Source organism: Acidovorax sp. GW823-FHT01C06, from assembly GCF_058798375.1.
The window spans coordinates 134,239-159,008 of the sequence record NZ_JBXAKN010000001.1 but is presented as its reverse complement, the minus strand read 5'-3'; the positions used below and the strand labels follow the sequence as shown (position 1 = coordinate 159,008).

The 24,770-nt window shown below is 67.9% G+C and carries 20 protein-coding genes; 11 read left to right on the top strand and 9 right to left on the bottom strand.

The features are described 5' to 3' along the window. Window positions 1-32: 32 nt before the first annotated feature. The 6 genes from AC1RCS_RS00710 (at window position 33) to AC1RCS_RS00685 (ending at window position 8,471) form a co-directional block, all read left to right on the top strand. Window positions 33-1,898 (top strand): feruloyl-CoA synthase, encoded by a 1,866-nt coding sequence (locus tag AC1RCS_RS00710; RefSeq protein ID WP_492244751.1) that lies wholly within the window; start codon window positions 33-35, stop codon window positions 1,896-1,898. Between the two features lie 42 nt (window positions 1,899-1,940). Further along, on the top strand, window positions 1,941-2,705 hold the full coding sequence (locus AC1RCS_RS00705; RefSeq protein WP_492244752.1) for an SDR family NAD(P)-dependent oxidoreductase: 765 nt from the start codon (window positions 1,941-1,943) through the stop codon (window positions 2,703-2,705). Between the two features lie 212 nt (window positions 2,706-2,917). Continuing rightward, window positions 2,918-3,907 (top strand): Bug family tripartite tricarboxylate transporter substrate binding protein, encoded by a 990-nt coding sequence (locus tag AC1RCS_RS00700; protein ID WP_218296604.1) that lies wholly within the window; start codon window positions 2,918-2,920, stop codon window positions 3,905-3,907. A 310-nt stretch (window positions 3,908-4,217) separates the two neighbouring features. After that, window positions 4,218-5,972: an acyl-CoA dehydrogenase family protein gene (locus AC1RCS_RS00695; protein ID WP_492244753.1), complete on the top strand. Its 1,755-nt coding sequence runs from the start codon at window positions 4,218-4,220 to the stop codon at window positions 5,970-5,972. Between the two features lie 123 nt (window positions 5,973-6,095). Continuing rightward, entirely contained in the window at window positions 6,096-7,808 is a 1,713-nt protein-coding gene (locus tag AC1RCS_RS00690; RefSeq protein WP_492244754.1) for a tannase/feruloyl esterase family alpha/beta hydrolase, read from the top strand. Between the two features lie 231 nt (window positions 7,809-8,039). Then, window positions 8,040-8,471: a GNAT family N-acetyltransferase gene (locus AC1RCS_RS00685; protein ID WP_369641092.1), complete on the top strand. Its 432-nt coding sequence runs from the start codon at window positions 8,040-8,042 to the stop codon at window positions 8,469-8,471. Window positions 8,472-9,717: 1,246 nt separating this feature from the next. Here AC1RCS_RS00685 and AC1RCS_RS00680 read toward each other — a convergent pair. Continuing rightward, the gene (locus AC1RCS_RS00680) at window positions 9,718-9,882 is read right to left on the bottom strand and encodes a hypothetical protein (RefSeq protein ID WP_492244755.1); all 165 of its coding nucleotides are present in this window, start codon (window positions 9,880-9,882) and stop codon (window positions 9,718-9,720) included. A gap of 415 nt (window positions 9,883-10,297) precedes the next feature. Beyond that, complete coding sequence (gene pobA, locus AC1RCS_RS00675) at window positions 10,298-11,470, bottom strand: 4-hydroxybenzoate 3-monooxygenase (RefSeq protein WP_492244756.1); 1,173 nt, start codon at window positions 11,468-11,470, stop codon at window positions 10,298-10,300. A gap of 103 nt (window positions 11,471-11,573) precedes the next feature. Here pobA and AC1RCS_RS00670 point away from each other — a divergent pair, with 103 nt between their 5' ends. The 3 genes from AC1RCS_RS00670 (at window position 11,574) to AC1RCS_RS00660 (ending at window position 13,363) form a co-directional block, all read left to right on the top strand. Then, window positions 11,574-12,455 (top strand): helix-turn-helix domain-containing protein, encoded by an 882-nt coding sequence (locus AC1RCS_RS00670; protein WP_218296598.1) that lies wholly within the window; start codon window positions 11,574-11,576, stop codon window positions 12,453-12,455. Between the two features lie 86 nt (window positions 12,456-12,541). Further along, the gene (locus AC1RCS_RS00665; protein ID WP_492244757.1) at window positions 12,542-12,919 is read left to right on the top strand and encodes a VOC family protein; all 378 of its coding nucleotides are present in this window, start codon (window positions 12,542-12,544) and stop codon (window positions 12,917-12,919) included. 15 nt (window positions 12,920-12,934) lie between these two features. Beyond that, entirely contained in the window at window positions 12,935-13,363 is a 429-nt protein-coding gene (locus AC1RCS_RS00660) for a VOC family protein (protein WP_218296596.1), read from the top strand. Window positions 13,364-13,393: 30 nt separating this feature from the next. Here AC1RCS_RS00660 and AC1RCS_RS00655 read toward each other — a convergent pair whose 3' ends face one another. Further along, entirely contained in the window at window positions 13,394-13,846 is a 453-nt protein-coding gene (locus AC1RCS_RS00655; RefSeq protein WP_218296595.1) for an Lrp/AsnC family transcriptional regulator, read from the bottom strand. Window positions 13,847-13,948: 102 nt separating this feature from the next. On the opposite strand from AC1RCS_RS00655, the gene AC1RCS_RS00650 reads away from it, so the two are divergent. Beyond that, window positions 13,949-14,569 carry a LysE family translocator gene (locus AC1RCS_RS00650; protein WP_492244758.1) on the top strand — a complete coding sequence of 207 codons (621 nt, stop codon included), beginning with the start codon at window positions 13,949-13,951 and terminating at the stop codon, window positions 14,567-14,569. A 103-nt stretch (window positions 14,570-14,672) separates the two neighbouring features. Beyond that, window positions 14,673-15,209 carry an EVE domain-containing protein gene (locus tag AC1RCS_RS00645; protein WP_492244759.1) on the top strand — a complete coding sequence of 179 codons (537 nt, stop codon included), beginning with the start codon at window positions 14,673-14,675 and terminating at the stop codon, window positions 15,207-15,209. Between the two features lie 467 nt (window positions 15,210-15,676). Here the strand turns inward: AC1RCS_RS00645 and AC1RCS_RS00640 are convergent, their stop codons facing one another. From AC1RCS_RS00640 to AC1RCS_RS00615, 6 genes are all read right to left on the bottom strand, one after another. After that, entirely contained in the window at window positions 15,677-19,414 is a 3,738-nt protein-coding gene (locus AC1RCS_RS00640; RefSeq protein ID WP_492244760.1) for a molybdopterin cofactor-binding domain-containing protein, read from the bottom strand. Further along, on the bottom strand, window positions 19,411-19,914 hold the full coding sequence (locus AC1RCS_RS00635; RefSeq protein WP_192426515.1) for a (2Fe-2S)-binding protein: 504 nt from the start codon (window positions 19,912-19,914) through the stop codon (window positions 19,411-19,413). Before AC1RCS_RS00635 ends, AC1RCS_RS00640 begins: the two co-directional genes overlap by 4 nt. A 22-nt stretch (window positions 19,915-19,936) precedes the next feature. Then, entirely contained in the window at window positions 19,937-21,109 is a 1,173-nt protein-coding gene (locus AC1RCS_RS00630) for an ABC transporter substrate-binding protein (RefSeq protein ID WP_492244761.1), read from the bottom strand. A 142-nt stretch (window positions 21,110-21,251) separates the two neighbouring features. After that, complete coding sequence (locus AC1RCS_RS00625; RefSeq protein ID WP_218296588.1) at window positions 21,252-22,001, bottom strand: ABC transporter ATP-binding protein; 750 nt, start codon at window positions 21,999-22,001, stop codon at window positions 21,252-21,254. Further along, on the bottom strand, window positions 21,998-22,783 hold the full coding sequence (locus AC1RCS_RS00620; protein WP_218296587.1) for an ABC transporter ATP-binding protein: 786 nt from the start codon (window positions 22,781-22,783) through the stop codon (window positions 21,998-22,000). The genes AC1RCS_RS00625 and AC1RCS_RS00620 overlap by 4 nt, the downstream gene beginning before the upstream one ends. Continuing rightward, window positions 22,780-24,690 carry an ABC transporter permease gene (locus tag AC1RCS_RS00615; RefSeq protein ID WP_218296586.1) on the bottom strand — a complete coding sequence of 637 codons (1,911 nt, stop codon included), beginning with the start codon at window positions 24,688-24,690 and terminating at the stop codon, window positions 22,780-22,782. Before AC1RCS_RS00615 ends, AC1RCS_RS00620 begins: the two co-directional genes overlap by 4 nt. Between the last annotated feature and the right edge of the window lie 80 nt (window positions 24,691-24,770).

Here is a 24,770-nt window from a genome sequence, read left to right as displayed (position 1 = left end):
ACGCGCCCGCGCAAGCCCACCGACACGCACCCATGACGAGCAACCCTTCCCCCCGCTACCGTCCGCTGCGCTTTGGCGTGACCGAGGTCAGCACGCGCCAGGCAGACAACGGCGTGGTCTACGTGCGGGCCACGCAAGACCTGCAGGCCTACCCGCTGCGCCTGACCGACCGGCTCGCGCACTGGGCCCAGACCGTGCCCGACCACACCTGGATGGCCCAGCGCGTGAAGAACGCCGACGGCAGCCTGGGCGAGTGGCTCCACATCACCTACGGCCAGGCCTGGCAGGCCGCGCGCAGCATTGCCCAGGCCCTGCTCGACATGCACCTGAGCGCCGAGCGCCCCGTGGCCATCCTGAGCGAAAACGACCTGGACCACGCGCTGCTGTCGCTGGGCTGCCTGGTGGCCGGCGTGCCGCAGTGCACCGTCTCCACCGCGTACTCCACCATCAGCCAGGACTTCGACAAGCTGCGCCATGTGCTGGACACGCTGACCCCCGGCCTGGTGTTCGCCAGCGACGCCGCGCGCTTTGCGCGCGCCATCGAGGCCACCGTGGCCGCCGACGTCAAGGTGGTGCTGGGCACCGGCAGCATCCCGGGCCGCAGCACCGTGGCCTTCAGCGACCTGCTGGCCACCCCTGCCACGCCGGCCGTGGATGCGGCGCACGGCGCCATCACGGCCGACAGCATCGCCAAGTTCATGTTCACCTCGGGCTCCACCAAGCTGCCCAAGGCCGTGATCGTGACGCACGGCATGTGGGCCGCCAACCTGCAGCAGATGAACCAGTCCATGCCCGTGCTGGCCGAGGAGCCCCTGGTGCTGGTGGACTGGCTGCCGTGGAACCACACCTTCGGCGGCAACCACAACTTCGGCATCGTCATCTACAACGGCGGAACGCTCTACCTGGACGAAGGCAAGCCCACGCCCAAGGGCATGGCCGAGACCATCCGCAACCTGCGCGAGATCGCGCCCACGGTGTACTTCAACGTGCCCACGGGTTTCGAGGTGATCGCGCAGACCATGAAGACCGACGCGCAGCTGCGCAAGAACCTGCTCAGCCGCGTGAAGATGTTCTTCTTTGCCGCCGCCGCGCTGTCACAGCCCATCTGGGACTCGCTGTTCGAGAGCGCCGAGCGCGAGGTGGGCGAGCGCATCGTGATGAACACGGGCCTGGGCATGACCGAGGGCTGCCCCTTCTGCGTGGCGGTGAACAGCCCCGACGTGCAGGCCGGCGACATCGGCGTGCCCACGCCGGGGCTCGAACTCAAGCTCGTGCCGGTGGACGGCAAGGTCGAGGTGCGCTACCGCGGCCCCAACATCACGCCCGGCTACTGGCGCAATGCCGAAGCCACGCGCGACGCCTTCGATGAAGAGGGCTTCTACTGCTCGGGCGATGCCGTGAAATGGATCGACGAGACCGACCCGAACAAGGGCCTGAAGTTCGACGGCCGCATTGCCGAGGACTTCAAGCTCAGTACCGGCACCTTCGTGAGCGTGGGCCCCATGCGCGCCAAGATCATCGCGGCCTGCGCGCCCTACGTGCAGGACGCGGTCATCACCGGCATCAACCTCAAGGAGATCGGCGCGCTGCTCGTGCCCACCCCCACCATCCGCACGCTCAGCGGCCTGCCAGAGAGCGCCAGCCTGCACGAGGTGCTGCACAGCGCCCCGGTGCAGCAGCACTTCCAGCAGGTGCTGGACAAGCTTGCGGCCGAGTCCACCGGCAGCGCCACCCGCGTGGCCCGCGCGCACCTGATGGCCGAACCGCCCTCGCTCGACAAGGGCGAGATCACCGACAAGGGCTCCATCAACCAGCGCGCCGTGCTGCAACACCGCGCGCATGTGGTGGACGCACTGCACGGCGGCACGCTGCCCGGCACGCTGGTGCCGCGCCGCTGAACGCCAAAGACACACCCACCATTTTTCTCAAGGACACACAGCATGGACATCCAAGGACAAGCCGCCATCGTGACCGGCGGCGCATCGGGCCTCGGTGAAGCCACCGCCCGCGAACTCGCCCGCCTGGGCGCCAAGGTCGCCGTGCTCGACCGCAATGCCGAGCTTGCCGAGAAAGTGGCTGCCGATATCGGCGGAGTGGCCTGCGCCTGCGACATCACCGACCCCGCCAGCGTCACCGCCGCGCTGGAGAAGGCCGCTGCGGCCCACGGCCCCGCGCGCATCCTGATGAACGTGGCCGGCATCGGCAGCGCCAAGCGCATCGTGCAGCGCGACGGAAGCGCCGCGCCGCTGGAGGACTTCACGCGCGTGGTCACCATCAACCTGATCGGCAGCTACAACGTGAGCCGCCTGTTCGCCGCCGCCTGCGCCAAGCTGGAGCCCCTGCCCAACGGCGAGCGCGGCGTGATGATGTTCACCGCCTCGGCCGCCGCGTTCGACGGCCAGGTGGGCCAGCAGGCCTACAGCGCCTCCAAGGGCGGCCTGGTGGGCATGACGCTGCCCATGGCGCGTGACCTGGCGCAGCACGGCATCCGCGTGTGCACCGTGGCGCCCGGCCTGTTCGCCACGCCGCTGATGAAGGAGTTGCCCGAGGCCGTGCAGCAATCGCTGGCCGCGAGCATCCCCTTCCCGCCGCGCCTGGGCAAGCCCGAGGAATTTGCCGAGCTGGCGTGCCATATCGTGACCAACGGGCACCTGAACGGCGAGGTGATCCGCCTCGATGGTGCCCTGCGCATGGCACCACGGTAATGCCCCCCTCGAGTCGCTTCGCGCCTTCCCCCTCTCCTGCGGGAGGGGGACGGCACCGGTGGCCTGGCAAAGCCAGTTCCACGGTGGCGCTGGCTTGGGCAGCGCCAGTTTCTTGCGCCCCGGGAGGCGCCGCACCGCTGATAACGAGAGGGTGTGCGAACACCCCGGTTGATTTTTGAGATGTCCGTCAGATACACACCAGGAGACAAACCATGACCACCACACGCCGTCAATTCGTTCAGGCCCTTGGCGCCAGCGCCGCATTGGGCGCCCTGCACCCCTTCGCCGCCCATGCGCAGGTGGACCAGGTCAAGGTGTATTTCGGCTTTCCGGCCGGCAGCTCGGGCGACACCGTGGCGCGGCGCGTGGCCGAAAAATGGGGTGGCTCGGCCTTCAGCAAGAACGCCGGCGTGGTGGAAAACAAGCCCGGCGCGGGCGGGCGCATTGCGCTGGAGACCCTGAAGTCGGCCCCGGCCGATGGCTCGGTGCTGGCGGTGGCGCAGGTGTCGGCCCTGGCCAACTACCCCCACATCTACAGCAAGATGAACTACACCGACAAGGACTTCGCGCCCGTGTCGATCGCGGCCATCATGCACCACGGCCTGGCCGTGGGCCCCATGGTGCCCGCCAGCGTCAAGACGGTGAAGGACTTCCTGGCCTGGGCCAAGGCCAACCCGAAGGACGCGAGCTACGGCTCGCCCGGCGCGGGCTCCACGCCCCACTTCCTGGGCGCGCTCTTGGGCATCAACAGCGGCGTGGACCTGCGCCACGTGCCCTACCGTGGCTCCATCCCCGGCGTGACGGACGTGGTGGGCGGCCAGGTGGCGGCCATGGTCACGCCACACGGCGACTTCATCGCCAACTACAAGGCGGGCAAGCTGCGCATCCTGGCCACCTCGGGCCCCAAGCGCTCGCAGTACGTTCCTGATGTGCCCACGTTTGCCGAGCAGGGCTTCCCCGAGCTGACGACCGAGGAATGGTTTGGCTTCTACGCCCCCGCCGCCACGCCCAAGCCGGTGATCGCCGCCGCCAACGCCGCCATCAACGCAGCCCTGAAGGAAAAGTCGGTCATCGACAGCCTGGCCATCGTGGGCCTGATGCCCCACGGCTCCACGCCCGAGGAGCAGGCGCGCTGGCAGAAGGCCGAGTACGACACCTGGGGTCCGCTGATCAAGAAGATCGGCTTCACCGCGGATTCCTGAGCTCCCCCTGAGCGGCTTCGCCGCTTCCCTCTGAGGGGGACGCCACCCGTGGCCTGGCAAAGCCAGCTCCACGGTGGCGCTGGCCGGGGCCGCGCCGGCATCACGGGCAGTGCGCAACGCGGCGGGAGGGCGCGCAGCCATTCCCCACCCGTTCAGGCTGAGCCTGTCGAAGCCTGGGCATGCCACCCGCGCAGCCCGTTCGACCGGATCAGGGTGAACGGGCTGCCGCTGGCTGACCAGGATTCCAAGCAAAAACAGCCGCTACCGCGCGTCCATCAAGCGCCAATAGCTATCAGAACAAGAGCAAACCATGCAAGCACGCCAGGCCCTTGCCGACATCCAGCATCTGCTGACCCATGTGCTGCAGGCGCCCAGCCGCTGGCAGGCGCTGCCCCCGTTTGCGGACACCGATGGCGAGCTGGCCGCGCAGGTGCTCGACGAAGCCGCCAAGTTTGTGGACAGCGCCATCGCCCCGCTGCAGCGCGGCGGCGACGAAGAAGGCTGCCGCTTCGACGCAGGCCAGGTGCGCACGCCCGCAGGCTTCCGCGACGCCTACCAGGCCTTCTGGCAGGCGGGCTGGCCGTCGCTGTCATGCGCGCCCGAGGACGGCGGCCAGGGCCTGCCTGCGGTGCTCGAATGTGTGCTGTTCGAATGGCTGGCCGGCGCCAACCACGGCTGGACCATGGCCCCCGGCCTGCTGCACGGCGCGTACGAATGCATCAAACACCACGCCAGCGACGAACTCAAGGCGCAATACCTGGAGAAAGTCGCCACCGGCGAATGGCTGGCCACCATGTGCCTGACCGAAGCCCACGCGGGCAGCGACCTGGGCCTGGTGCGCACACGTGGGGTGCCGCAGCCCGATGGCAGCGCGCGGGTGAACGGCAGCAAGATCTTTATCTCCGGCGGCGAGCACGACCTGACCGACAACATCGTGCACCTGGTGCTGGCGCGCCTGCCCGATGCGCCTGCGGGGCCCAAGGGCCTGTCGCTGTTCCTGGTGCCCAAGATTCTTCAAGATGGAAGCCGCAACGCCGTGGTGTGCGAGCGCATCGAAGAAAAGATGGGCCTGCACGGCAGCCCCACCTGCGTGATGCGCTTTGACGACGCCACCGGCTGGCTGGTGGGCGAGCCGAACAAGGGCCTCAACGCCATGTTCGTGATGATGAACGCGGCGCGCCTGCACGTGGGCCTGCAGGGCATCGGCCTGCTAGAGGCCGCATGGCAAAAGGCGAGTGCCTACGCGGCCGAGCGCCGCCAGATGCGCGGCCCCGGCGCCAAGGACACCAGCCTCATCCAGGACCACCCCGCCATCCGCCGCATCCTGCACACGCAGCGCGCCTGGATCGACGGCGGCCGTGTGCTGGCCTACCACACGGCCCTGCAGCTCGACGTGGCCAAGCACAGCACCGACGCTGCCGCGCGCGCCGCCGCCCAGCGCTGGTGCGCGCTGGTCACGCCCGTGCTCAAGGCCGCGCTCACCGACCAGGGCTTTCACGGCGCCAGCGCCTGCCTGCAGGTGTTTGGCGGCCACGGCTATGTGCGTGAATGGGGCATCGAGCAGATCGTGCGCGACGCGCGCGTGGCCATGATCTACGAGGGCACCAACGAGATCCAGGCCATCGACCTGCTGGTGCGCAAGGTGCTGGCCGATGGCGGCCAGGGCCTGGGCGCCCTGCTGGGCAGTCTGCCCGGCGCGGCCCCCAGCACTGCCGCCAGCGCGCGCCGCCATGCGCTGGTCGAGATCACGCAGACCCTGGCGGCCGCCGCCCAGTCCGACCCCGAGCTGCCCTACTGGGTGGCCGACGACTACCTGCGCGCCGTGGCGCTGGTGCTGCTGGAATGGGCCTGGGGCCAGATCGGCGCCGCCAGCCCCCGCGAACGCGGGAGCGAACCCACCAGCGCCACGGACCGCTGGACCGCCCCCGCCCAGGCCTTTGCCCTGTGGGTGCTGCCCGAATTCGACCTGCGCACCGGCATCCTGCGCCAGCGCATCGCGCACGCCTTGGAATTCAGGCCCCAGGAGGCCACAGGCGCTGGATCCATATGCGCCAGCAGCTCCTGATTCAGTAGCAATCCGCCTTCCGCCGATCTCCCGCCCACAGCGTGTTGAGGCCACGCTGCGGGTTTCCTTGCGCCTCAGAAAAACAGGAGACACACCATGAGCTTGAAAAAAAGAAGGACCAGAATGCACGCCCATCCCATCGCTTTGTCGGCCGTGACCACGGCCCTGCTCATGGGCTGCGGCGGCTCGTCCGATGCCGCCCTGCCCCAGCTCTCCGCCGCCACACCGGCCCCCCTGCAGTCGTGCGCCACGCTCGCCACCAGTCTGGCCCTGCCCGACACGCGCATCACCTCCGCCGAGCAGGTGCCCGAGGGGCCCCTGGCCCTGCAGGGCGTGACCACCCAGGCGCCCGCGCACTGCCTCGTCAAGGGCAAGATGAAGGAGCGCACCGGCCCCGTGGATGGCGCCAGCTACGCCATCGGTTTCGAGATGCGCCTGCCCGTGGCGTGGAACGGCCGCTTTCTGCACCAGGCCAACGGCGGACTGGACGGCAGCGTGGTCACCGCGCTGGGCTCGGTGAGCGGCGCCGCGCCGGTGGCCCCCGGCCTGGTGCAGGGCTTTGCGGTGCTCAGCTCCGACGCAGGCCATGGCGCGCCCACCCCCTTCTTCGGCGTGGACCCGCAGGCCCGGCTGGACTACGGCTACCAGGCCGTGGGCACCCTCACCCCCATGGCCAAGAACCTCATCAAGAGCGCCTACGGCAAGGCGCCCGACCGCTCGTACCTGGCCGGCTGCTCCAACGGCGGCCGCCACGCCATGGTGGGCGCATCGCGCTATGCCGACCAGTACGACGGCATCCTGGCGGGCAACCCCGGCTTTCACCTGCCCAAGGCCGCCACCACGCAGCTGTGGAAGGCCCAGCAATACGCCAAGGTATCCACCAAGGACGCCACCACCGGCCTGCCCGACCTGAACACGGCCGTGAGCCCCGCCGAGTTCAAGCTCATCGGCAGCAAGATCGTCGCCAAGTGCGACGCGCTGGACGGCGTGGCTGACGGCCAGGTCAACGACGTGGCCGCCTGCCAGGCCGCCTTCAACCTGCAGACCGACGTGCCCACCTGCACCGGCGCACGCGACGGCAGCTGCATCACCAGCGAGCAAAAGGGCGTGCTGGCCAGCATCTTTGCAGGCCCCAAGAACAGCAAGGGCGAGGCGCTGTACACCGGCACCTGGTTCGACCCCGGCATTGCAGGCGCCAACTTTGCGTCGTGGCACTTTGGCTCGCCCGCCACGCGTGACGCAGGTGCAGTGGCCTTCATCTTCACCTCGCCCCCATCCAGCGTGGCAGCGTTCACCGCCATCCCCGGCATGCAGTACGCGCTGAACTTCAGCATGGAGACGGACTACCCCAAGATGTTCGCCACCAACATCACGTACACCGAGTCGCCCTGGTCGTACATGACCCCGCCCAACGAAGCTGACCTGGGCACCCTGAAGAACCGGGGCGCCAAGATGATCGTCTTCCACGGCGTGGCCGACGGCGTGTTCTCGCCCATGGACACCGCCAACTGGATGGACCGCCTGCAGGCCAACCACAGCGGCAAGGCCGATGCCTTTGCCCGCCTGTTCCTGGTGCCCGGCATGAACCACTGCTCCGGCGGCCCCGCCACCGATCAGTTCGACATGCTGGCCCCGCTGGTCGCCTGGGTGGAACAGGGCAAGGCCCCCGACAGCGTGACCGCCAAGGCACGCGGCGCGGGGGCCAATGTGGTGAATGCCGAGCTGCCTGCCAGTTGGTCTGCCAACCGCACGCGGCCGCTGTGTGTGTACCCCAAGGTGGCGCGCTACAACGGGACGGGGGATGTGGAGAGTGCGAGCAGTTTTAGCTGCAAGTGAGGGGGGTTGAAAGTGGGAAGCCCGGCTTGTGCCGGGCTTTTTCATCGGGCGAAGGGGTGACTAGAAGCGCTGCTTCGTGCAGCCCCGGAAGTTCCAGACTTTTGGGCCCGGGGTACACACTAGTGAGAAGCGATTTGCGCAGGTTCATTGGCAGCTTTGCAGCGGTTGCTGCCGTTCGCATCTCGGTCACGAATGGGTACTATCGGCCACAAGCGGACATTGGAGTCACAAATGCCACTCGAATGGAAACACTCCACCGAGGGAGTTGATTGGGAAGAGCTTTCTGCCCTCTATCGGGCCGCCCCACTAGGCGAGAAGCCGCCGCTTCATCTGCAGAAAGTCTTCTCCAACAGCATGTTCACGTGTTTCGTCTATGAGAATGCGAAGCTTGTGGCGGTGGGGCGCGCGCTCGCTGATGGCGGAGATTGCTCGTACATATGCGACGTTGCGGTATTGCCCAGCCATCAAGGCACAGGCCTCGGCAAACAGGTTGTCAGTGACTTGGTGGAAATGTCATCCGGTCACAAGAAAATCATCTTGTATGCGGTCCCTGGCAAAGAGCCTTTCTACAGGAAATTCGGCTTCATGCGAATGAAGACGGCTATGGCCATCTTTAAGAATCAGCAGCAGCAGGTGGAGGGGGGCTACCTTAGTGAAACCTAATCCTTCAATCAGGATGATGTACACCGGCATGTCTGTTCACGGACGTCTACTACCGGGGAAACCAAAGGTCTGCAACGGGCCCAAAGGCGACGCTGACACGCCGCCAGGGGCGGGGCAGATCTTGCTACAGCTTTGCGAGGCAGCTTCTAGCGCATCGATTGGCTATCGACGAATCTGATCACCGAGTGCCGGGGCGTACGCGGTATCAAAACCCAGTCGTTCAGATAGGTAACCACCGCAGGGCAGACCGTCATCGCTCCGTAGGTTCGTCTCGCGTTCTCAGGGTCGGTGAAGTGCACGTCAATTCGTTTTCCGCGTCGGACTACAAATTTGATATTTAGGCTCGTACACCCATGGCTCTGCTTTCCGCGTGAAACGCCAACGAGAGTGAATTGACTGAAGTCGACCTTCGGTGCGCCTATGCTCTCAGCATCCCGCGGATTGGGTTCTAGTTTGCCCATCGCCCAGATCTCATCCCACTGTTGCTGGGTTCGAACTACGTACTCGGCATTTGGCCATTCGCGTGGCGACAACTTGTCAGTTTGCAGCCGTAAAAATTCAACGTGCTCAAGTATCTCCTGTGCCAATGCGAACGCCCCCGATGCCGCAAGCAGCACTCCAAAAACGACACCTCTCTGCACAAAGCTCCTGAAGGCTATAGGCAACACAACAACTCCCGATTACGCCATCGTAGCGCTGACGTGAGGGACGCTAACGGGCCCTGAGCAGGCGACCCTCAAGACACACGATGCACGGTAAAAGCGCCAATCCAAAGCGCTGCGCTACATAGGGAAACAATCAGCCCAATCTTGCAAAGTCGTTTTCCTTCTAGCTCGTAGCGGTCTGTATCTAAGCACCACAAAAGCGTCCATCCCGCGACCCTATCGATTTCATCGGCCTTCCGCAGATGTCGGACTGCGGACAACCCAAGAAACGAGTAGTAGAGGCCCAGCAGGGTTGCTAGAGCGCCAAATGCGATGGAGACAGTCTGCATAGCCATGATCTTCAGTGTCCGCTTGTGGCCGATAGTACTCATTCACGAAAGTGGAGCGTACGTCCGCAACCGGCCTGAAGCGGTCGCCCGTCTATTACTGTACTTTCGCACTGGCTCAATTCGCAAGCTCGATTGCCAGCCGGTTGACAGTGCCGAAGTCACGCCAAGCAACGACATTGGCAGGGCTGGATACAGGGTGGAGTAGGCGCACGGAGTTGGGTTGACGCAGCTATGACCATCGACAGCAATTAGCTATTGCTCCGACGCGCCCGGTGTGCGTTCAGTCGGCAATGGCGATCTGCTGGCTTCGCTCTTCGCCTTCTTCCCTTGGTCGTAATGCCACTTGATGGCGAAGAACATGCCGGTGCCGAACACGGCCACCTTGAACACAATGAAGACTATCGGGACCCAATCCATCTTTGAGATTTTCCTGGCTGTTGATTGGCAGTCACTACCGTGAAGTGCACTGACTTAAAACGCTGCGTCAGCAGCTTCATCGTGTTCAAGCCATCGTCGAACCTCACATCGACAGCACTGGGCAAATGATCTGAAAACTTGGTGCGATGCTATCGAGCCTGCTGTGCGGGCGTAAGCATCAGTTCTGCCTAAATTTTGCGTAGCAGATGAAGATCGCCGTGCAGGGCAACTGCCTGGAAAGCGGCTTTGTCATTGGGGCTGTGTGTGGCCGCGATGCGCGGGCCGTGGTGCGCGCCGAGAGTGAGCCGACGGATCGTCGGTTGCAATCAACGCCGATGCGGGCACACAAAAAAGGCCTGCATGAGGGAACCCCATGCAAGCCTTTGATTGGGGTGACAGTGCGAATGCCGGATGCTCAGAACGGCAACCCCACATAGTTCTCCGCCAGCGACCCCAGCGCCTTTTCCGATGAGAACAGATACGCTAGGTCCGTGTCCTGCAGCTTCTGGTCGTAGGCCAGCGAGTCGGGGAAGGTGTGCAGCATGGTCGTCATCCACCATGAGAAGCGCTGGGCCTTCCACACGCGGGCCAGGGCCTTTTCGGAGTATTTGTCCAGGCCGGTGCTGTCGCCATCCTTGTAGTGCGCCACCATGGCGTGGTACAGGTAGTAGATGTCCGACGCGGCGCTGTTCAGGCCCCGCGCGCCGGTGGGCGGCACGATGTGGGCGGCGTCGCCCGCCAGGAACAGGTTGCCGTAGCGCATGGGCTCGGCCACAAAGGAGCGCAGGGGGGCGATGGACTTTTCGATGGAGGGGCCGGTGATGAGCTTGGCGGCCACCTCGGCGGGCAGGCGGCGCTTGAGTTCGTCCCAAAAGGCTTCGTCGGACCAGTCTTCCACGGTGTCGGTCAGCGGCACCTGGATGTAGTAGCGGCTCAGCACCTGCGAGCGCAGCGAGCACAGCGCGAAGCCGCGCTCGTGCTTGGCGTAGATCAGCTCGGGCGAGACGGGTTGGGTGCGCGAGAGCACGCCCAGCCAGCCGAAGGGGTAGACCTTTTCATACTCCTTGAGCACGTCGCGCGGGATGGACTTGCGGCTCACGCCGTGGAAGCCGTCGGCGCCGATGACGAAGTCGCAGTCGATGCGCACCACCTCGTCGCCTTGGCGGTAAGTCACATACGGGTTGGCGCTTTTGAGGTCGTGGGGCTGCACGTCTTCGGCGTTGTGGATGACGACGCCCTTCATGCGGTCGCGCGCTTCATACAGGTCGCGCGTCAGCTCGGTCTGGCCGTACACCACCACCGAGCTACCACCGCTGTACTTGTGCAAATCGACCCGTTCCATCTTGCCGTCGTGGGCGATGATGAAGCCGTCGTGGATCTCGCCTTCGCGGTCCATGCGCTCGCCGCACTGGGCCTCGCGCATGAGTGCGGCAAAGCCGTGCTCCAGCACGCCGGCGCGGATGCGGCCCAGGACGTATTCGCGGCTTTGGCGCTCCAGCACGATGGTGGCTATGCCCTTGAGGTGCAAGAGCTGGGAGAGCATGAGGCCCGAGGGGCCTCCGCCGATGATGCAGACCTGGGTTTTCATGGTGTCTCCTGTAGTGGTTGGTGCGTTCATGACATGGGTCAAACGGACCACCCAAAGATACGTGGCACAGTCGCCGCGTTGAATGGACGGATGGAGCCAGAACATGCACTTTTCGAACATCGGAACCATCCACTCGTACAGCCTGTTCGGCGAGTCGCAACACCTGCCCGATGTATTGCACTGCGAGACGATTGCCGAGCGCTCGGTGCTGCACGACTGGGAGCTGGCGCCGCACCGGCACACGCGGCTGCACCAGGTGCTGCTGATCACCTCGGGCGGGGGCGTGGCGCACTTGGATGGCGAGCGGATTGCGCTGTTTGCGGGTGCGCTCATCAACGTGCCGCAGGGGCACGTGCATGCGTTTCGCTTCACGCAGCACACGCAGGGCTGGGTGGCCACGCTGGCCGATGAACTGATGGACGAGATTTTTGTGCGCGTGGGCGATGTGCGGCGCGACCTGGCGCGGCCCGCCGTGGCGCCTGCGCCGCCTGAACTGCACCAGGCCATGGGCCAGATCTGGCAGGAGTTCTCGGGCCGCGCCAAGGCGCGTGCGCTGGTGCTGCGGGGCCTGAGCGCCACGCTGCTGGGCTGGGTGGCCCGCGCCATGGAAGAGCACAGCCCGGGCGACACCGCGGCGCCAGAGTCCAGCCTGGTGCAGCGGCTGGAGGCGCTGATCGAGGCGCATTTTCTGGAGCACTGGCAGGTGGCGGACTATGCGCGCGCGCTGGCCGTATCGCCCACGCACCTGAGCCGGGTGGCCCGCGCCACCACCGGGGTATCGGCCCAGCGCCTCATTGAGGCGCGCCTGATGCGCGAGGCGCGGCGCAACCTGGCCTACACCCATCTGGGCGTGGCCACCATCGCCTACACGTTGGGCTATGCGGACCCGGCGTACTTCACGCGTGCCTTCACGCGCGATGCGGGCCTGTCACCCCGCGCGTTTCGTGCGCAGGTGGCTGCGTCGGCGCCCACCCCGGCGATGTGATGCCGCGTGACAGGCTGCTGACACGCCGCTGTCAGCAGCCCCCGATCACCATCAGGGCTTCTTTCTTTCACACACAAGGAGCCCCCATGAAAAACGCCGTCGCCTGGTTCGAGATCCCCACCACCCAGCTGGACCGCGCCCAGGCCTTTTATGAAGCCGTGCTGGGCCAGCCCATGCGCCGCGAGAACATGGGCCCGAGCGAAGGCGCCGTGTTTGCCTACGACGGCGCTGCTGACGGCGTGGGCGGCGCGCTGATGATGGGCCCCACGGCGCCGCAGGTTTCTGGCGGTGGCACACTGGTGTACCTCGATGCATCGCCCTCGCTCGACGCCGCGCTGGAGCGCGCGGTGGCCCAGGGCGGCCGCGTGGCCCTGCCGCGCCAGGCACTGCCGCCGGGCATGGGGTTCTTCGCGCACATCCATGACCTGGATGGCAACCGCGTGGGTCTTCACGCACTGTCTTGAAGAAAGGACAACCGCATGGAAACACAGGAACTGCACAGGGGCCGCCTCATCGACCACATCCAGCTGGTCGTGCGCGACCTGCCGGCCAGCCAGGCCTTCTACACCGCCGTGTTCAAGGCGCTCCAGGTGCCAATGGGCGGCACGGGCGAAGGGTACTTCTGGGCGGATGAGCTGTTTGTCTCCACCGCCGACAGCGCCGCTGCCCAGGGCCATCTCACGGGCCGGCACCACCTGGCCTTCCAGGCCCGGGACCGCGCCATGGTGGAGGCATTCCACCAGGCCGCCCTTGCCCATGGCGGTACGGACAATGGCGCCCCGGGCGAGCGGCCGTACCACCCCGGCTACTACGCCGCCTTTGTGCTGGACCCGGACGGCAACAACATCGAGGCGGTGTTCCACGGCGAGGCGCAGCGCAGCGCGCCGTCGGTCAAGGTGACGTTCTGATGGCCTGACGCCCCGGGCCCCGCCACTGGATCAACAACCCACCTCGGGGCGGGCCAGGCCGCGCAGCGGTATCGGCGTGGAGAACACGATGGAAGTGCGTGTTTCTCCATAGCCGTTGATGTCGCCCAGGAAACGCTCCAGATCCGGCAGGTCGCGCGCCACCACCTGCAGCACATACGAATCGTTGCCGCTGACATGGTGGCATTCCAGCACCCGCGCGGATTGGCGCAGCTTGTCGATCAGCGCCTTCTTGCCGGGCTGCGGCACGTTGATGCCCACCACCGCCCGTACGCCGTAGCCGACCTGGGCGGGGTCGATGTCGGCATGCACGCCACGCACCACCCCGGCCTCCTGCAGGCGCCGCAGGCGCTCCAGCGTGGCGGGCACCGACAGCCCGACCGTGTGCGCCAGGTCCTTGAGGGATGCACGCCCGTCGGCCTGCAGCGCGGTGATGAGCCGCCAGGCCTTGTCATCGACTTCCATGGAACGCCCTTTTGAGTAAATGCAGAAAAATAGGAAACCAGAATTGAGAAATGCCTAATTTTCAGCATTCTCCTTCGCAAGGCGCCCCCCTAGCATCGGTGCATGGACTTCGCATCACTCACCCTCTTTCTTCAAGCCGCCCTCATTGGCGTCCTCATCGCGGCCCCCGTGGGGCCCATCGGCCTGCTGACGATGCAGCGCACCCTGGAGCGGGGCCTGGCGGCCGGGCTGGCCACCGGCCTGGGCGCCGCTGCCGCGGACGCGGTGTACGGCGCCATCGGCGCCTTCAGCGTGCGCTGGCTGATCGACCTGCTGGCCAGCGCCAAGACACCGCTCGCGCTGGGCGGCGGCGCGCTGCTGCTGGTGCTCGCCTGGCGCACCTGGCATGCGCCGGTAGCCCACACCGCCGCCCCGGCGCGCGATGCGCGCGGCCTGCTGGGCCTGGCGGCGGGCACCTTTGCGCTCACGCTGGCCAACCCGACCACCATCGTGTCGTTCATCGCGGTGTTTGGGTCGCTGGGCGGCGGCCGGCAGGCCATGCCGTCACCGTTGTGGATGGTGGCGGGCGTGCTGGCTGGGTCGGCAGCGTGGTGGCTGCTGCTGACCGGCGCCATCGCGTACCAGCGGCGGCGCTTCACGCCGGCCTGGCGCCAGCGCATCAACCAGGCATCGGCGCTGCTGCTGGGCGGGTTCGCGCTGTGGCAGTGGGTGCAGCTGGTCTGACGGCTCGTGTAGCCAACGCAGGAGATGCTGCAAGGGTACTGACACTGCGGTGTCAGCAGCACGCCCGCACCATCGGTGGCTTCTTTGACCAGGAGCTTTTCTCATGACCGACGCCGTGCTGCAACACACCCTTTGGCCGGATGCCGAGCCTGTGCGAATGCCCGTATCGGCGGGAACCTCTGACGCCCCCGCGCGCCGCAACTGGATCGCCGTGGCCAGTGCCCAGCACGCCCGCCGGGGCTGCGCCGAGCCGGGCGCCGGCTACATGCAGGTGTGCCATGGCAAGGCCGCGCCGCTCAGGCGCATCCAGCCGGGAGACCGCGTGGCCTACTACGCGCCCACGGTCACCATGGGGGGCAAGGACCGGCTGCAGGCGTTTGTCTCCATCGGCATCGTGCAGCCGGGCGCGCCGTATGCGTTTGACATGGGCGGCGGGTTTGTGCCGTCGCGGCGGGACGTGGCCTATGTGCCTGCACGTGAGGCGGCGATTGCGCCGCTGCTGGACGATTTTGAATTTGTGGACGACCGCCAGCGCTGGGGCAGCAAGTTCCGCTTTGGGCTGCTCTCCGTCAGCGACCATGACATGCGCCTGATCGCGCGGGCGATGGGGGCGGATGCCACATTGCTGCACCTGGCATAGGGCGCACGCACGCCTGCCGGCGCGCCCCACCGGTCAGCACACGGCCATCAACGCGTCCACGGTTCTTCGCTGGGCAGCGGTCAGGGCGGCATAGCCTTCGCGCATCATGCGCAGCACGATCCCATGGATTTCCAGTTCGACAGCGGTCATGGTGTTCCCCTTGGAGAAAAGTCCCCCGACCGCCGCGCGGGCTGGCCGGCCCCTCTGGGTGCACGCGGCTGGCCGGCAGGCACCCGGGCCCGCCCAACCAGGGGCCGGGCCCCATGCCACTGTGCCCCCGCGGCGCACGGGCAAGGCAGGGATGTGAGGGGGAATGGCGGCGCTGTTCATCCTCCGGTGGCGGCGCCACCTACTGCACCCACGGCCCGCAGCGGGTGGCCAGCGCAGCGCGCCCGGCCTCATTCACTCATATTTTCATAGCTGCCAGCGCTTATCAATAAAGCGCCAGAGGCCAAAAACACCCTGAATCAGGGATGGGCGGGCGCCGCACGCACACGCGCCAGCGCCTCGGGCACGCCGGTCCACGCGGGCCGGCCCGGGGCATAGCGCTGGCGCATGTAGAGCGCCAGCTCGGCGATCTGCGCATCACTGAGCGCGTGGCCGAACGCGGGCATGAAGCCGATGTCGCGCGCGGCGGGTTCGCGGATGCCGTGCACGATGACCTGCAGCAGGTTGTCGGGCCGGTCGCTGTGCAGGTTGCTGTTGAGGGCCAGCGGAATGTTCACGCCCAGCAGCTTCGGCCCATCGCCGTCGTGGTGGCAGGCGGCGCAGGCGCCGTTGAACAGGCGCTGCGCGGAGCCGGGCTGGGGCGCGAGCGCGGCGGCCTGGGCCACGGCCGCCGTGGCGCGGGCCCGCGCCGCGTCGGCGGCAGGCTCCGTGGCGGCCGTGAACGAGGCGAGGTAGGTGGCCATGGCGCGGATGTCGCCGTCGGGCAGGTGCGCCAGTTCGCGCACCACGGGTGCCATGGGGCCGGAGGCGCTGCCGTGCTGCGCGCTGTGGCCGTGGCGCAGGTAGCCGTAGAGCGACTCGGCGCTCCAGGGCACGGGTGCCTTGGACAAGCCGGTGAGCGCGGGGGCCTCCCACCCGTCGATGAGCGCGCCCGACAGGAAGGCCGCCCCGCCCTGCTCCGCGCCCAGCGCATTGCGCGGCGTGTGGCAGGCGCCGCAGTGGCCCACGCCCTGTACCAGGTAGGCGCCCCGGTTCCACTCGGGCGGGCGCGCGGGGTCGGGCTTCCAGGGCGTGGCGTCGTGGAACAGCGCGTTCCATCCAGCCATGAGCGGGCGCACGCTGAAGGGGAATGCAAGTCGGGTGGCGGGCACCTCGGCGCGCACGGCGGGCTGCGCCATGAGGTAGGCGTAGACCGCCGTGAGGTCGTCGTCGCTCATCTTCGCGAACGAGGTGTACGGGAACGCCGGGTACAGGTGGCGGCCGTCGCGCGAGATGCCCTCGCGCATGGCGCGCTGGAAGGCGCTGAACGACCACCGGCCGATGCCGGTCTCGGCGTCGGGCGTGAGGTTGGTGGTGTAGACGGTGCCGAACGGCGTTTCCATGCCGCGCCCGCCCGTGTTGGGCGTGCCGCCGGGCGCAGTGTGGCAGACCACGCAGTCGCCCGCGGCGGCCAGCAGGCGGCCGCGCTCGATGGTGGCGGCGTTGTACACCGCCGCACCGCCCGCCGTCTGCACCACGGGCGCGATGGACGGGCGCCAGCCCAGCAGCGCGGCGCCCATGGCCAGGCCACCCGCGGCCAGGGCCAGTGCACGCGCCCAGGGGCTGCGCTGGCGCGGCCACGTGGCGGTGGCGGGCACGGTAGGCGCTGGCAGTTCCAGGGTGGGCAGCACGTCGGCAGGCTGCGTGGTGGCGGTGCCTGCCGTGCCCGCATCTCCCGCACCGGCGTTGCCCTGCAGCGGATTGAGCCCGGCGCGCACCACCTCGGGCGTGAAGGGCGGCGCGCGAAAGCGCACACCCGTGGCGTCGAAGATCGCGTTGGCGATGGCCGCCGTGCCGGGCACGGAGGACGACTCGCCCGCACCCAGCGGCGCCTCGTCCTGCCGGGGCATGTGCATGACCTCGATGACCGGCACCTCGCGGAAGCTCAGGATCGGGTAGCTGCCCCATTCGCGCGTGTCCACCGCCTGCGTGACGGGGTCGAAGCGCACCTGCTCCTTGAGCGCGCGGCTGGTGGTCTGCACCACGTTGCCGTGCACCTGGTGCTCCACGCCGGCCGGGTTGACCATCAGGCCCGCATCGTGTCCCACGACCACGCGGCGCACATGCACCTCGCCGGTCTTCCGGTTCACGTCCACGTCGGCCACCCAGGCCGCCCAGGCGGCGCCAAAGCCCGGCCATTTGCTGTGGATGTAGCGCGCGTAGGCAAAACCCTGGCCCTGCACCCAGTCGCCGTCCAGCCCGCGCTGCAAGGGGCCGGTGCGGCGCACCCAGCCCGCCTTTTCCGCCGTGGCCTGCACGAGCTCGGCCGCGCGCGGATCGTTCAGCAGCTGCAGGCGGAATTCGACCGGGTCCACGCCCGCCGCCGTGGCCAGCTCGTCCACATACGACTCGTGCGCGAACGAGTTGGGCAGCGCCGAGACGCCGCGCAGCCACGAGGCCCGCACGATGGGCGCCATGTCGTTCACGGCCACGCGCAGGTTCTCGTAACCGTAGGGCGGGCGCGCGGTGCGGTCGCCCATCTCGTAGGCCTGGGCCACGGGCTCGATGGTGCGCGTGAGCAGCAGGGCCAGCGTGGGCGCGCCGTTGGAGGGGTAGGAGGTCTCGAAGTCGTAGGCCGCCACCGAGCCATCGGCGTTGAGCCCGCCACGCACCTGCATGAGCTGGGCCGTGCCCTTGGGCTCCCACAGGTGCTCCTGCTCGCGCGTGAGCTGCACGCGCACGGGCGCCCCCACAGCGCGCGAGAGCAGCGCAGCATCGGCCGCCACGTCGTCGGCCCCGTTGCGGCCGTAGCAACCCGCAGCCTCCATGCGCACCAGGTCGATGTCCACGTCGGCCAGGCCCATCAGCCGGGCCAAGTCGGCGCGCAGCACATGGGGGTTCTGCGTGCCGGCCCAGACGGCCATGCGGGCACGGCCCGAGGTTTCGTCCTGGCGCCACTCGGCCACCGCGCACGAGGGGCCGATGGAGCCGTGCAGCTGGTAGGGCCACACATAGGTGCGCGGCATGGGCTGGTCGGCAGCGGCCAGCGCGGCATCCACATCGCCCTCGTCCACCAGGCGGCGCTGGGTGGCGGGGTTGGCGCGAATGGCCTGCTCCACCGCTTCAGCGCTGTCCTGGCGCGGGAAACCGGGCCAGTGCTTCCACTGCACCTTCAGCTCGCGCAGGGCTTGCTCGGCCTGCTCCTCGCGCTCGGCGACGATGCCCACGAAGTCGCGGATCACCACCACCGCGCGGATGCCCGGGATGTGGGCGATGGACGACTGGTCCACCGATTCCAGCGTGTTGCCGATGAAGTCGCCATGGTCGGCGCCCGCATACGGCGGGCGTACCACGCGCCCATGCAGCATGCCGGGCACGCGCATGTCGTGCACGAAGACCAGCTCGCCGCTGACCTTGGCGGGGATGTCCACGCGCGGCACCGGCTGCCCGACCACGGTGTAGTCGGCCGCGGGCTTGGTGGGCGTGGCCTCGGCGAGCTCCAGGGTGGTGTGCGCGCCAGCGAGCAGTTCGCCATAGGCCATCTGGCGCGCCGGTTCGGCGGCCGCCTGCACCACCCCGGCCTGCACCCGCAGGGTGTCGGCCGCCACGCCCAGGCGCGCGGCGGCGCGCGCCACCAGCCAGTGGCGCGCCTGCGCCGCAGCGATGCGCAGCGGCCTGGCGTGGATCTGGATCGAAGCGCTGGCGATGGTCGCGCCCTGGTTGGGCGCGCGCGCGGTGTCGCCCAGCACCATGTGCACCCGGGCCAGCGGCACATCGAGTTCCTCGGCCACGATCTGCGCCAGCGCCGTGCGGATGCCCGTGCCCAGGTCGACGTGGCCGTTGAGCGCGGTCACGCTGCCGTCGTCCCACACGGCAATCAGGATTTCGACCCCCTCGGCCGGATTGCCCGCCACCAGCGCGGGCTGGCCTTTGACGGGCGGCGGCGCGGGCGGCGGGTTGCGCACCACCAGCAGCACACCCTGCGCGGCATGGAAGTCGGCGCGGGTCAGGGGTGCGTGGGCGCGCAATGGCCAGGCGCCGGCGGGCGTGGTGCTCATGCCCTGGCCTCCCGCATCAGCACGGCCGCACGCAACACGGCGCGGATGATCTCCACATGGGTGCCGCAGCGGCACAGGTTGCTGGCCAGTTCGCGGCGGATGGCGGCCTCGTCGGGGTCGGCGTTGCGCTCCAGCAGGGCCACGGTCATCATCACCATGCCGCTCAGGCAATAGCCGCATTGCGCGGCCTGCTCGTCGATGAAGGCCTGCTGCACCGGGTGCAGCCCCGTGGCCTGGCCGCAGCGCGCCGGCAGCCCCTCCAGCGTGGTCACGTCGCGCCCCGCCGCGCCCCGCGCGGGGATCACACAGGCCCGCGCGGCCACGCCGTCCACCAGCACCGTGCACGCGCCGCACTGCCCCAGGCCACAGCCGTACTTGGGGCCGTTGAGCTGCAGGTCGTTGCGCAGCACGTGCAGCAGCGTGGCGCCGTCCGCACCGGTGGCGGGCAGTGCGCAGGGCTGGCCGTTGACGGTGGCCGTGGCGCTGGGGGTGGCGTGCATGGGGCGAACGGACTCCTGGCCTTCAGCGCTTCAAGGTGCCCGAGCGCGTGTACATCTCCAGGTCCACGAAGTTGGAGCCATTGTGGTTGCCCGGGCCGTATTGCAGCGGGAAGTCGCCGAGCTTGGTCGTCCCCATGTCCTCCATGGCCTTGATGAAGCCATCGCGCGTGAGGTTGCGGCCCGCGCGCTTGAGGCCTTCGACGAACACGCGCGCGGCGATGTAGCCTTCCAGCATGGTGTAGCTGTCGATCTTCTCGCCGGCGTCAGCGCGGTCCTTGCGGTAGTCCGCCACGATGGGCATGCGGCTGGACTGGGGCGACGGCACAATGCTGGCGGTCACCAGCCCTTCGATGCCGCCGTTCAGGCGCTGCGCAGATCCCGGCGCGTCGGTGATGCCGACGGAGATGGTGTACAGCGGCGCCGCGCTGCCGCTGGCACGGTAGTCGCGCAGGAACACTTCCACCATCTTGCCGGCCATGATCATCACCACGGCACCGGGCTGGGCCTTGGTGAGCGCGGCAACCTGGGGCTTGGCGTCGGTGGCGGCGATCTCCATGGGCACGGATTCCACCACCTTCACCTTCAGGCCCTGCGCGATCTGCAGGCAGGTCTCGAGGTTGGACTTGCCGAACGCGCTGTTCTGGTAGATGACGGCAATGTTGTTGATGCCCAGGGTGGCCAGGTGGCCCACGATCTTGCGCAGCTCGGTCTCGTAGCTGGCGCGCACGTGGAACAGGTGGCGGTTGTGGTTGGTGCGGAACGAGGTCGTGCCCACCAGCGGCGCGAACATGGGCACGCCCGCCTTCTCGGCGATGGGCATGGCCGCGATCAGGTTGCCCGTGGCCACGTAGCCGATCAGCGCGAACACCTTGTCCTCCTCGATGAGGCGCGTGGTGTTCTCGGCGGTCTTCTTGGGCTCATAGGCGTCGTCGTGCGAGACGAGTTCCAGCGCACGCCCGTGCACCCCGCCGGTCTTGTTGGCCTTGTCGAACGCCAGCACGATGCCGGCCTTGTAGTCCACCCCGAAATCCTTGGCCGGCCCCGTGAAAACGGCCGACTGCCCCACCTTGATGCGGGTGTCCGTCACCCCGGTCTCGGCCGCTGCCGGGCCAGCGGCTCCCAGAGCGGCGGCGGCCAGGGCCGTCAGCACCACCCGGCGGTCGATGCTCCCATCCTCCATCCCACGAAACTTCATGAAACGCTCCTTACATCAAAGGCGCAAGTTTCCCTGCAAGCGAAGCGGCTGTGCAACCATTTCCGCGAGGTGTTGTGAATCCGTCATAGCCGCCACCCCGGGCCCTGGCCGCGCCATGGGCGGGCGGGCAGCGGCCATGGTGCTATACGCTGAGGTAGGCGCGGCGAACCTCTTCGTTCGCCGCCAGCTCCGCCATCGTGGCCTGGTAGCGGATCTGCCCCTTCTCCAGCACATAGGCGCGGTCGGACACCAGTTCGGCAAAGTGCATGTTCTGCTCGGACAGCAGGATGCTCACGCCCTGTTCCTTGAGCTCCAGGATCATGTGCGCCATCTGCTCCACGATCACGGGCGCCACGCCTTCGGAGGGTTCGTCCAGCAGCACCAGGTAGGGGTTGCCCATGAGCGTGCGGGCCACGGTCAGCATCTGCTGTTCGCCGCCGCTCATGCGCCCGCCCGGGCGCTGGGGCATTTCGCCCAGGTTGGGGAACAGCTTGAAGAGACGCTCGGGTGTCCACACCGGGGCTGCCGTGCCATCGGGCCAGCTGCGGGCGGGCTGGCGCCCCACCTCCAGGTTTTCCATCACCGTGAGGTCGGTGAACACGCGGCGGTCCTCGGGCACGAAGCCCAGGCCCAGGCGCGCCGCATCGTGCGGGTCGCTCCTGGAGATGTCCTGGCCCATGAACCGGATCTGGCCCTTGCGCTTGGCGAGCATGCCCATCAGCGTCTTGAGCGTGGTGGACTTGCCCGCGCCGTTGCGGCCCATCAGGGCCACGACCTCGCCCCGGCGGACGTCCAGATCCACGTCGTACAGGATCTGCGCGGCGCCGTACCAGGCCTGCAGCCCCTGGGCCTGCAGCAGCACTTCTTTGGTTTCGTTGGTCGTCATGCTCATGCGGCCTCCGCAGCAGCGGCTGCCGTTTTCTTCTCGAAGGTCTTGCCGGTGCCGAAGTACACCTCCTGCACCTTGGGGTGGTCGCGCAGCTCCAGGGGCTTGCCCTCGGCGATGAGCCGCCCGCGCGCCAGCACGATCATGCGGTCGGCGTACGCGAACACCACGTCCATGCTGTGCTCGGTGAACAGCACGGCCATGCCGCGGTCGATCACGAGCTGCTTGGTGAGCGCCATGAGTTCGTTGCGCTCCTTGGGCGCCATGCCGGCCGTGGGCTCGTCCATGAGCAGCAGCTTGGGCGCGTTGGCCATGGCGATGGCCAGCTCCACGCGCTTCACATCGCCATAGGCCAGCACGCTGCAGGGGCGGTCGGCCTGGGACTTCATGCCCACCTGGTCCAGCAGCGCCAGGGCTTCTTCTCGCTTGTGGTCGGCCGCCTTGCGCCACATCGCGAAAAGGCGGCTGTCGTGGGAGATCAGCGCCATCTGCACGTTCTCCACCACGGTGAGGGAGGCGAAGGTTTCTGCGATCTGGAAGGTGCGGCCCACGCCCATGCGCCAGATGTCGCGCGGCTTGCGGCCCACGAGCTCCTGGCCGTGGAGCTGGATCGATCCCGCGTCCGCCGCCAGCTGGCCGTTGACCATGTTGAAGGTGGTGGACTTGCCGGCGCCGTTGGGGCCGATGAGTGCCAGCAGTTCGCCGGCGGCCAGCTCGAAATGGATGCCATCGACGGCCTTGACGCCGCCAAAGGACTTGCCCAGGCCCGTGACTTTGAGCAAGCTCATGCCTTGCCCTCCTGCTTGTTGATATCGGCTTCGCGCCGGTTGTCGAAGAGCTGCTTGATGGCCCCCGCAATGCCCTGGGGGAACAGCAGCACCAGGATCAGGATGATGGCGCCCAGCATGGCGCGCCAGTAATCGGTGTTGCGCGCCACGGTGTCGTGCAGCCAGGTGAACGTGACGGCGCCCACCACGGGGCCCGCCAGTGTCTGGATGCCGCCCAGCAGCACCATCACCAGGCCATCGACCGACCGGCCCACGTGCAGCGTCTCGGGCGAGATGCTGCCCTTGGAAAACGCGAACAGCGCGCCGCCCAGGCCCGCGAACAGCCCGGCGATCACGAAGGCCGTCCACTGCATGCGCTTGACGTCGATGCCGATGGCATCGGCGCGCAGCACCGAATCACGGCCTGCGCGCAGCGCATAGCCGAACGGCGAGAACAGGATGCGGCGCAGCAGCAGCACGCCCCCCACGACCAGTGCCAGCGTGAGGTAGTAGTAGTTGCGCTTGTCCGACAGCCAGGCCGCCGGCCACACGCCGGTGAGGCCGTTGCTGCCGCCGGTGAAGCCGTCCCACTGGTAGCAGATGGCCCAGGTGATCTGCGCGAAGGCCAGCGTGAGCATGGCCAGGTACACACCCGACAGCCGCACGCAGAACCAGCCGTAGATGAGCGCGCCCGCCGCGGCCGCGAGCGGTGCCAGCACCAGGGCCAGCTCCATGGGAATGCCCGCGGAGCGCACCAGCAGCGCCGCCGCGTAGGCACCCAGGCCAAAGTAGGCCGCATGGCCGAACGAGTGCATGCCCGCCGGGCCCATGATGAAGTGCAGGCTGGCCGCGAACAGCGCGGCGATCAAGAGGTCGATGAACAGCACGGTGAGGTACGGCGAGCCGGCCGTGAGCAGCGGCAGCAGCACCAGCACGGCCACCAGGGCCACGCCGCCGAGCTTGAACCAGCGGTCGGGCGCGCGCAGCGGTGTCTCCGGCAGGCCCGTGTTGCGGCTCACGCCCTGCGGACGGCCCATCAGTCCCCAGGGGCGCACCACCAGCACCACCGCCATCACGAGGAACTCCACCACCAGGGTGAGCTTGGAGAAGGAGACGCTGTAGCCGAGGATCTCCACCACGCCCAGCCAGATGCACACGGCCTTGATCTCCGCGATCAGCAGGGCCGCCACATAGGCGCCCGGGATGGACCCCATGCCGCCCACCACCACCACCACGAACGCGGCGCCGATGGTGTTCAGGTCCATCTCCAGCGTGGCGGGTTCGCGCGGCAGCTGCAGCGCGCCACCCAGGCCCGCCAGCAGGGCGCCGAGCGCGAACACCGCCGTGAACAGCCAGGCCTGGTTCACGCCCAGCGCGCTGACCATCTCGCGGTCCTGCGTGGCGGCGCGCACCAGCGTGCCCCAGCGGGTGCGGGTGAGCAGCAGCCACAAAAGGCCCAGCACCACCGGCCCCACCACGATCAGGAACAGGTCATACGAGGGGAATTGCCGCCCCAGGATGTCCACCGAGCCCGACAGGCCCGGCGCGCGCGGGCCGAGCAGCTCCTCGGGGCCCCAGATCCAGAGCGCGGCATCCTTGATCACCAGCACGAGCGCGAAGGTGGCCAGCAGCTGGAACAGTTCGGGCGCCTTGTAGATGCGGCGCAGCAGCACCACCTCGACCAGGGCGCCGAGCGCGCCGACCACCACGGCCGACAGCAGCAGCGCGGGCCAGAAACCCAGGCCCGTGCCCAGCTTGGCCACCAGCGAGTAGGCGACGTAGATGCCCACCATGAAGAACGAGCCATGCGCGAAATTCACGATGCGCGTGACGCCGAAGATCAGCGAGAGCCCGGCGCCCACCAGGAACAGCGAGGAAGCCCCCGCCAATCCGTTGAGCAGCTGAACGATAAAACTCGAAAAACCCATCTCAGGTCTCCACGGCGCTACCTACGCGCCGCCCACAGCCTATGAAACTGGCGCACCCCAGGCCAGGGCAGCCGAGCAAG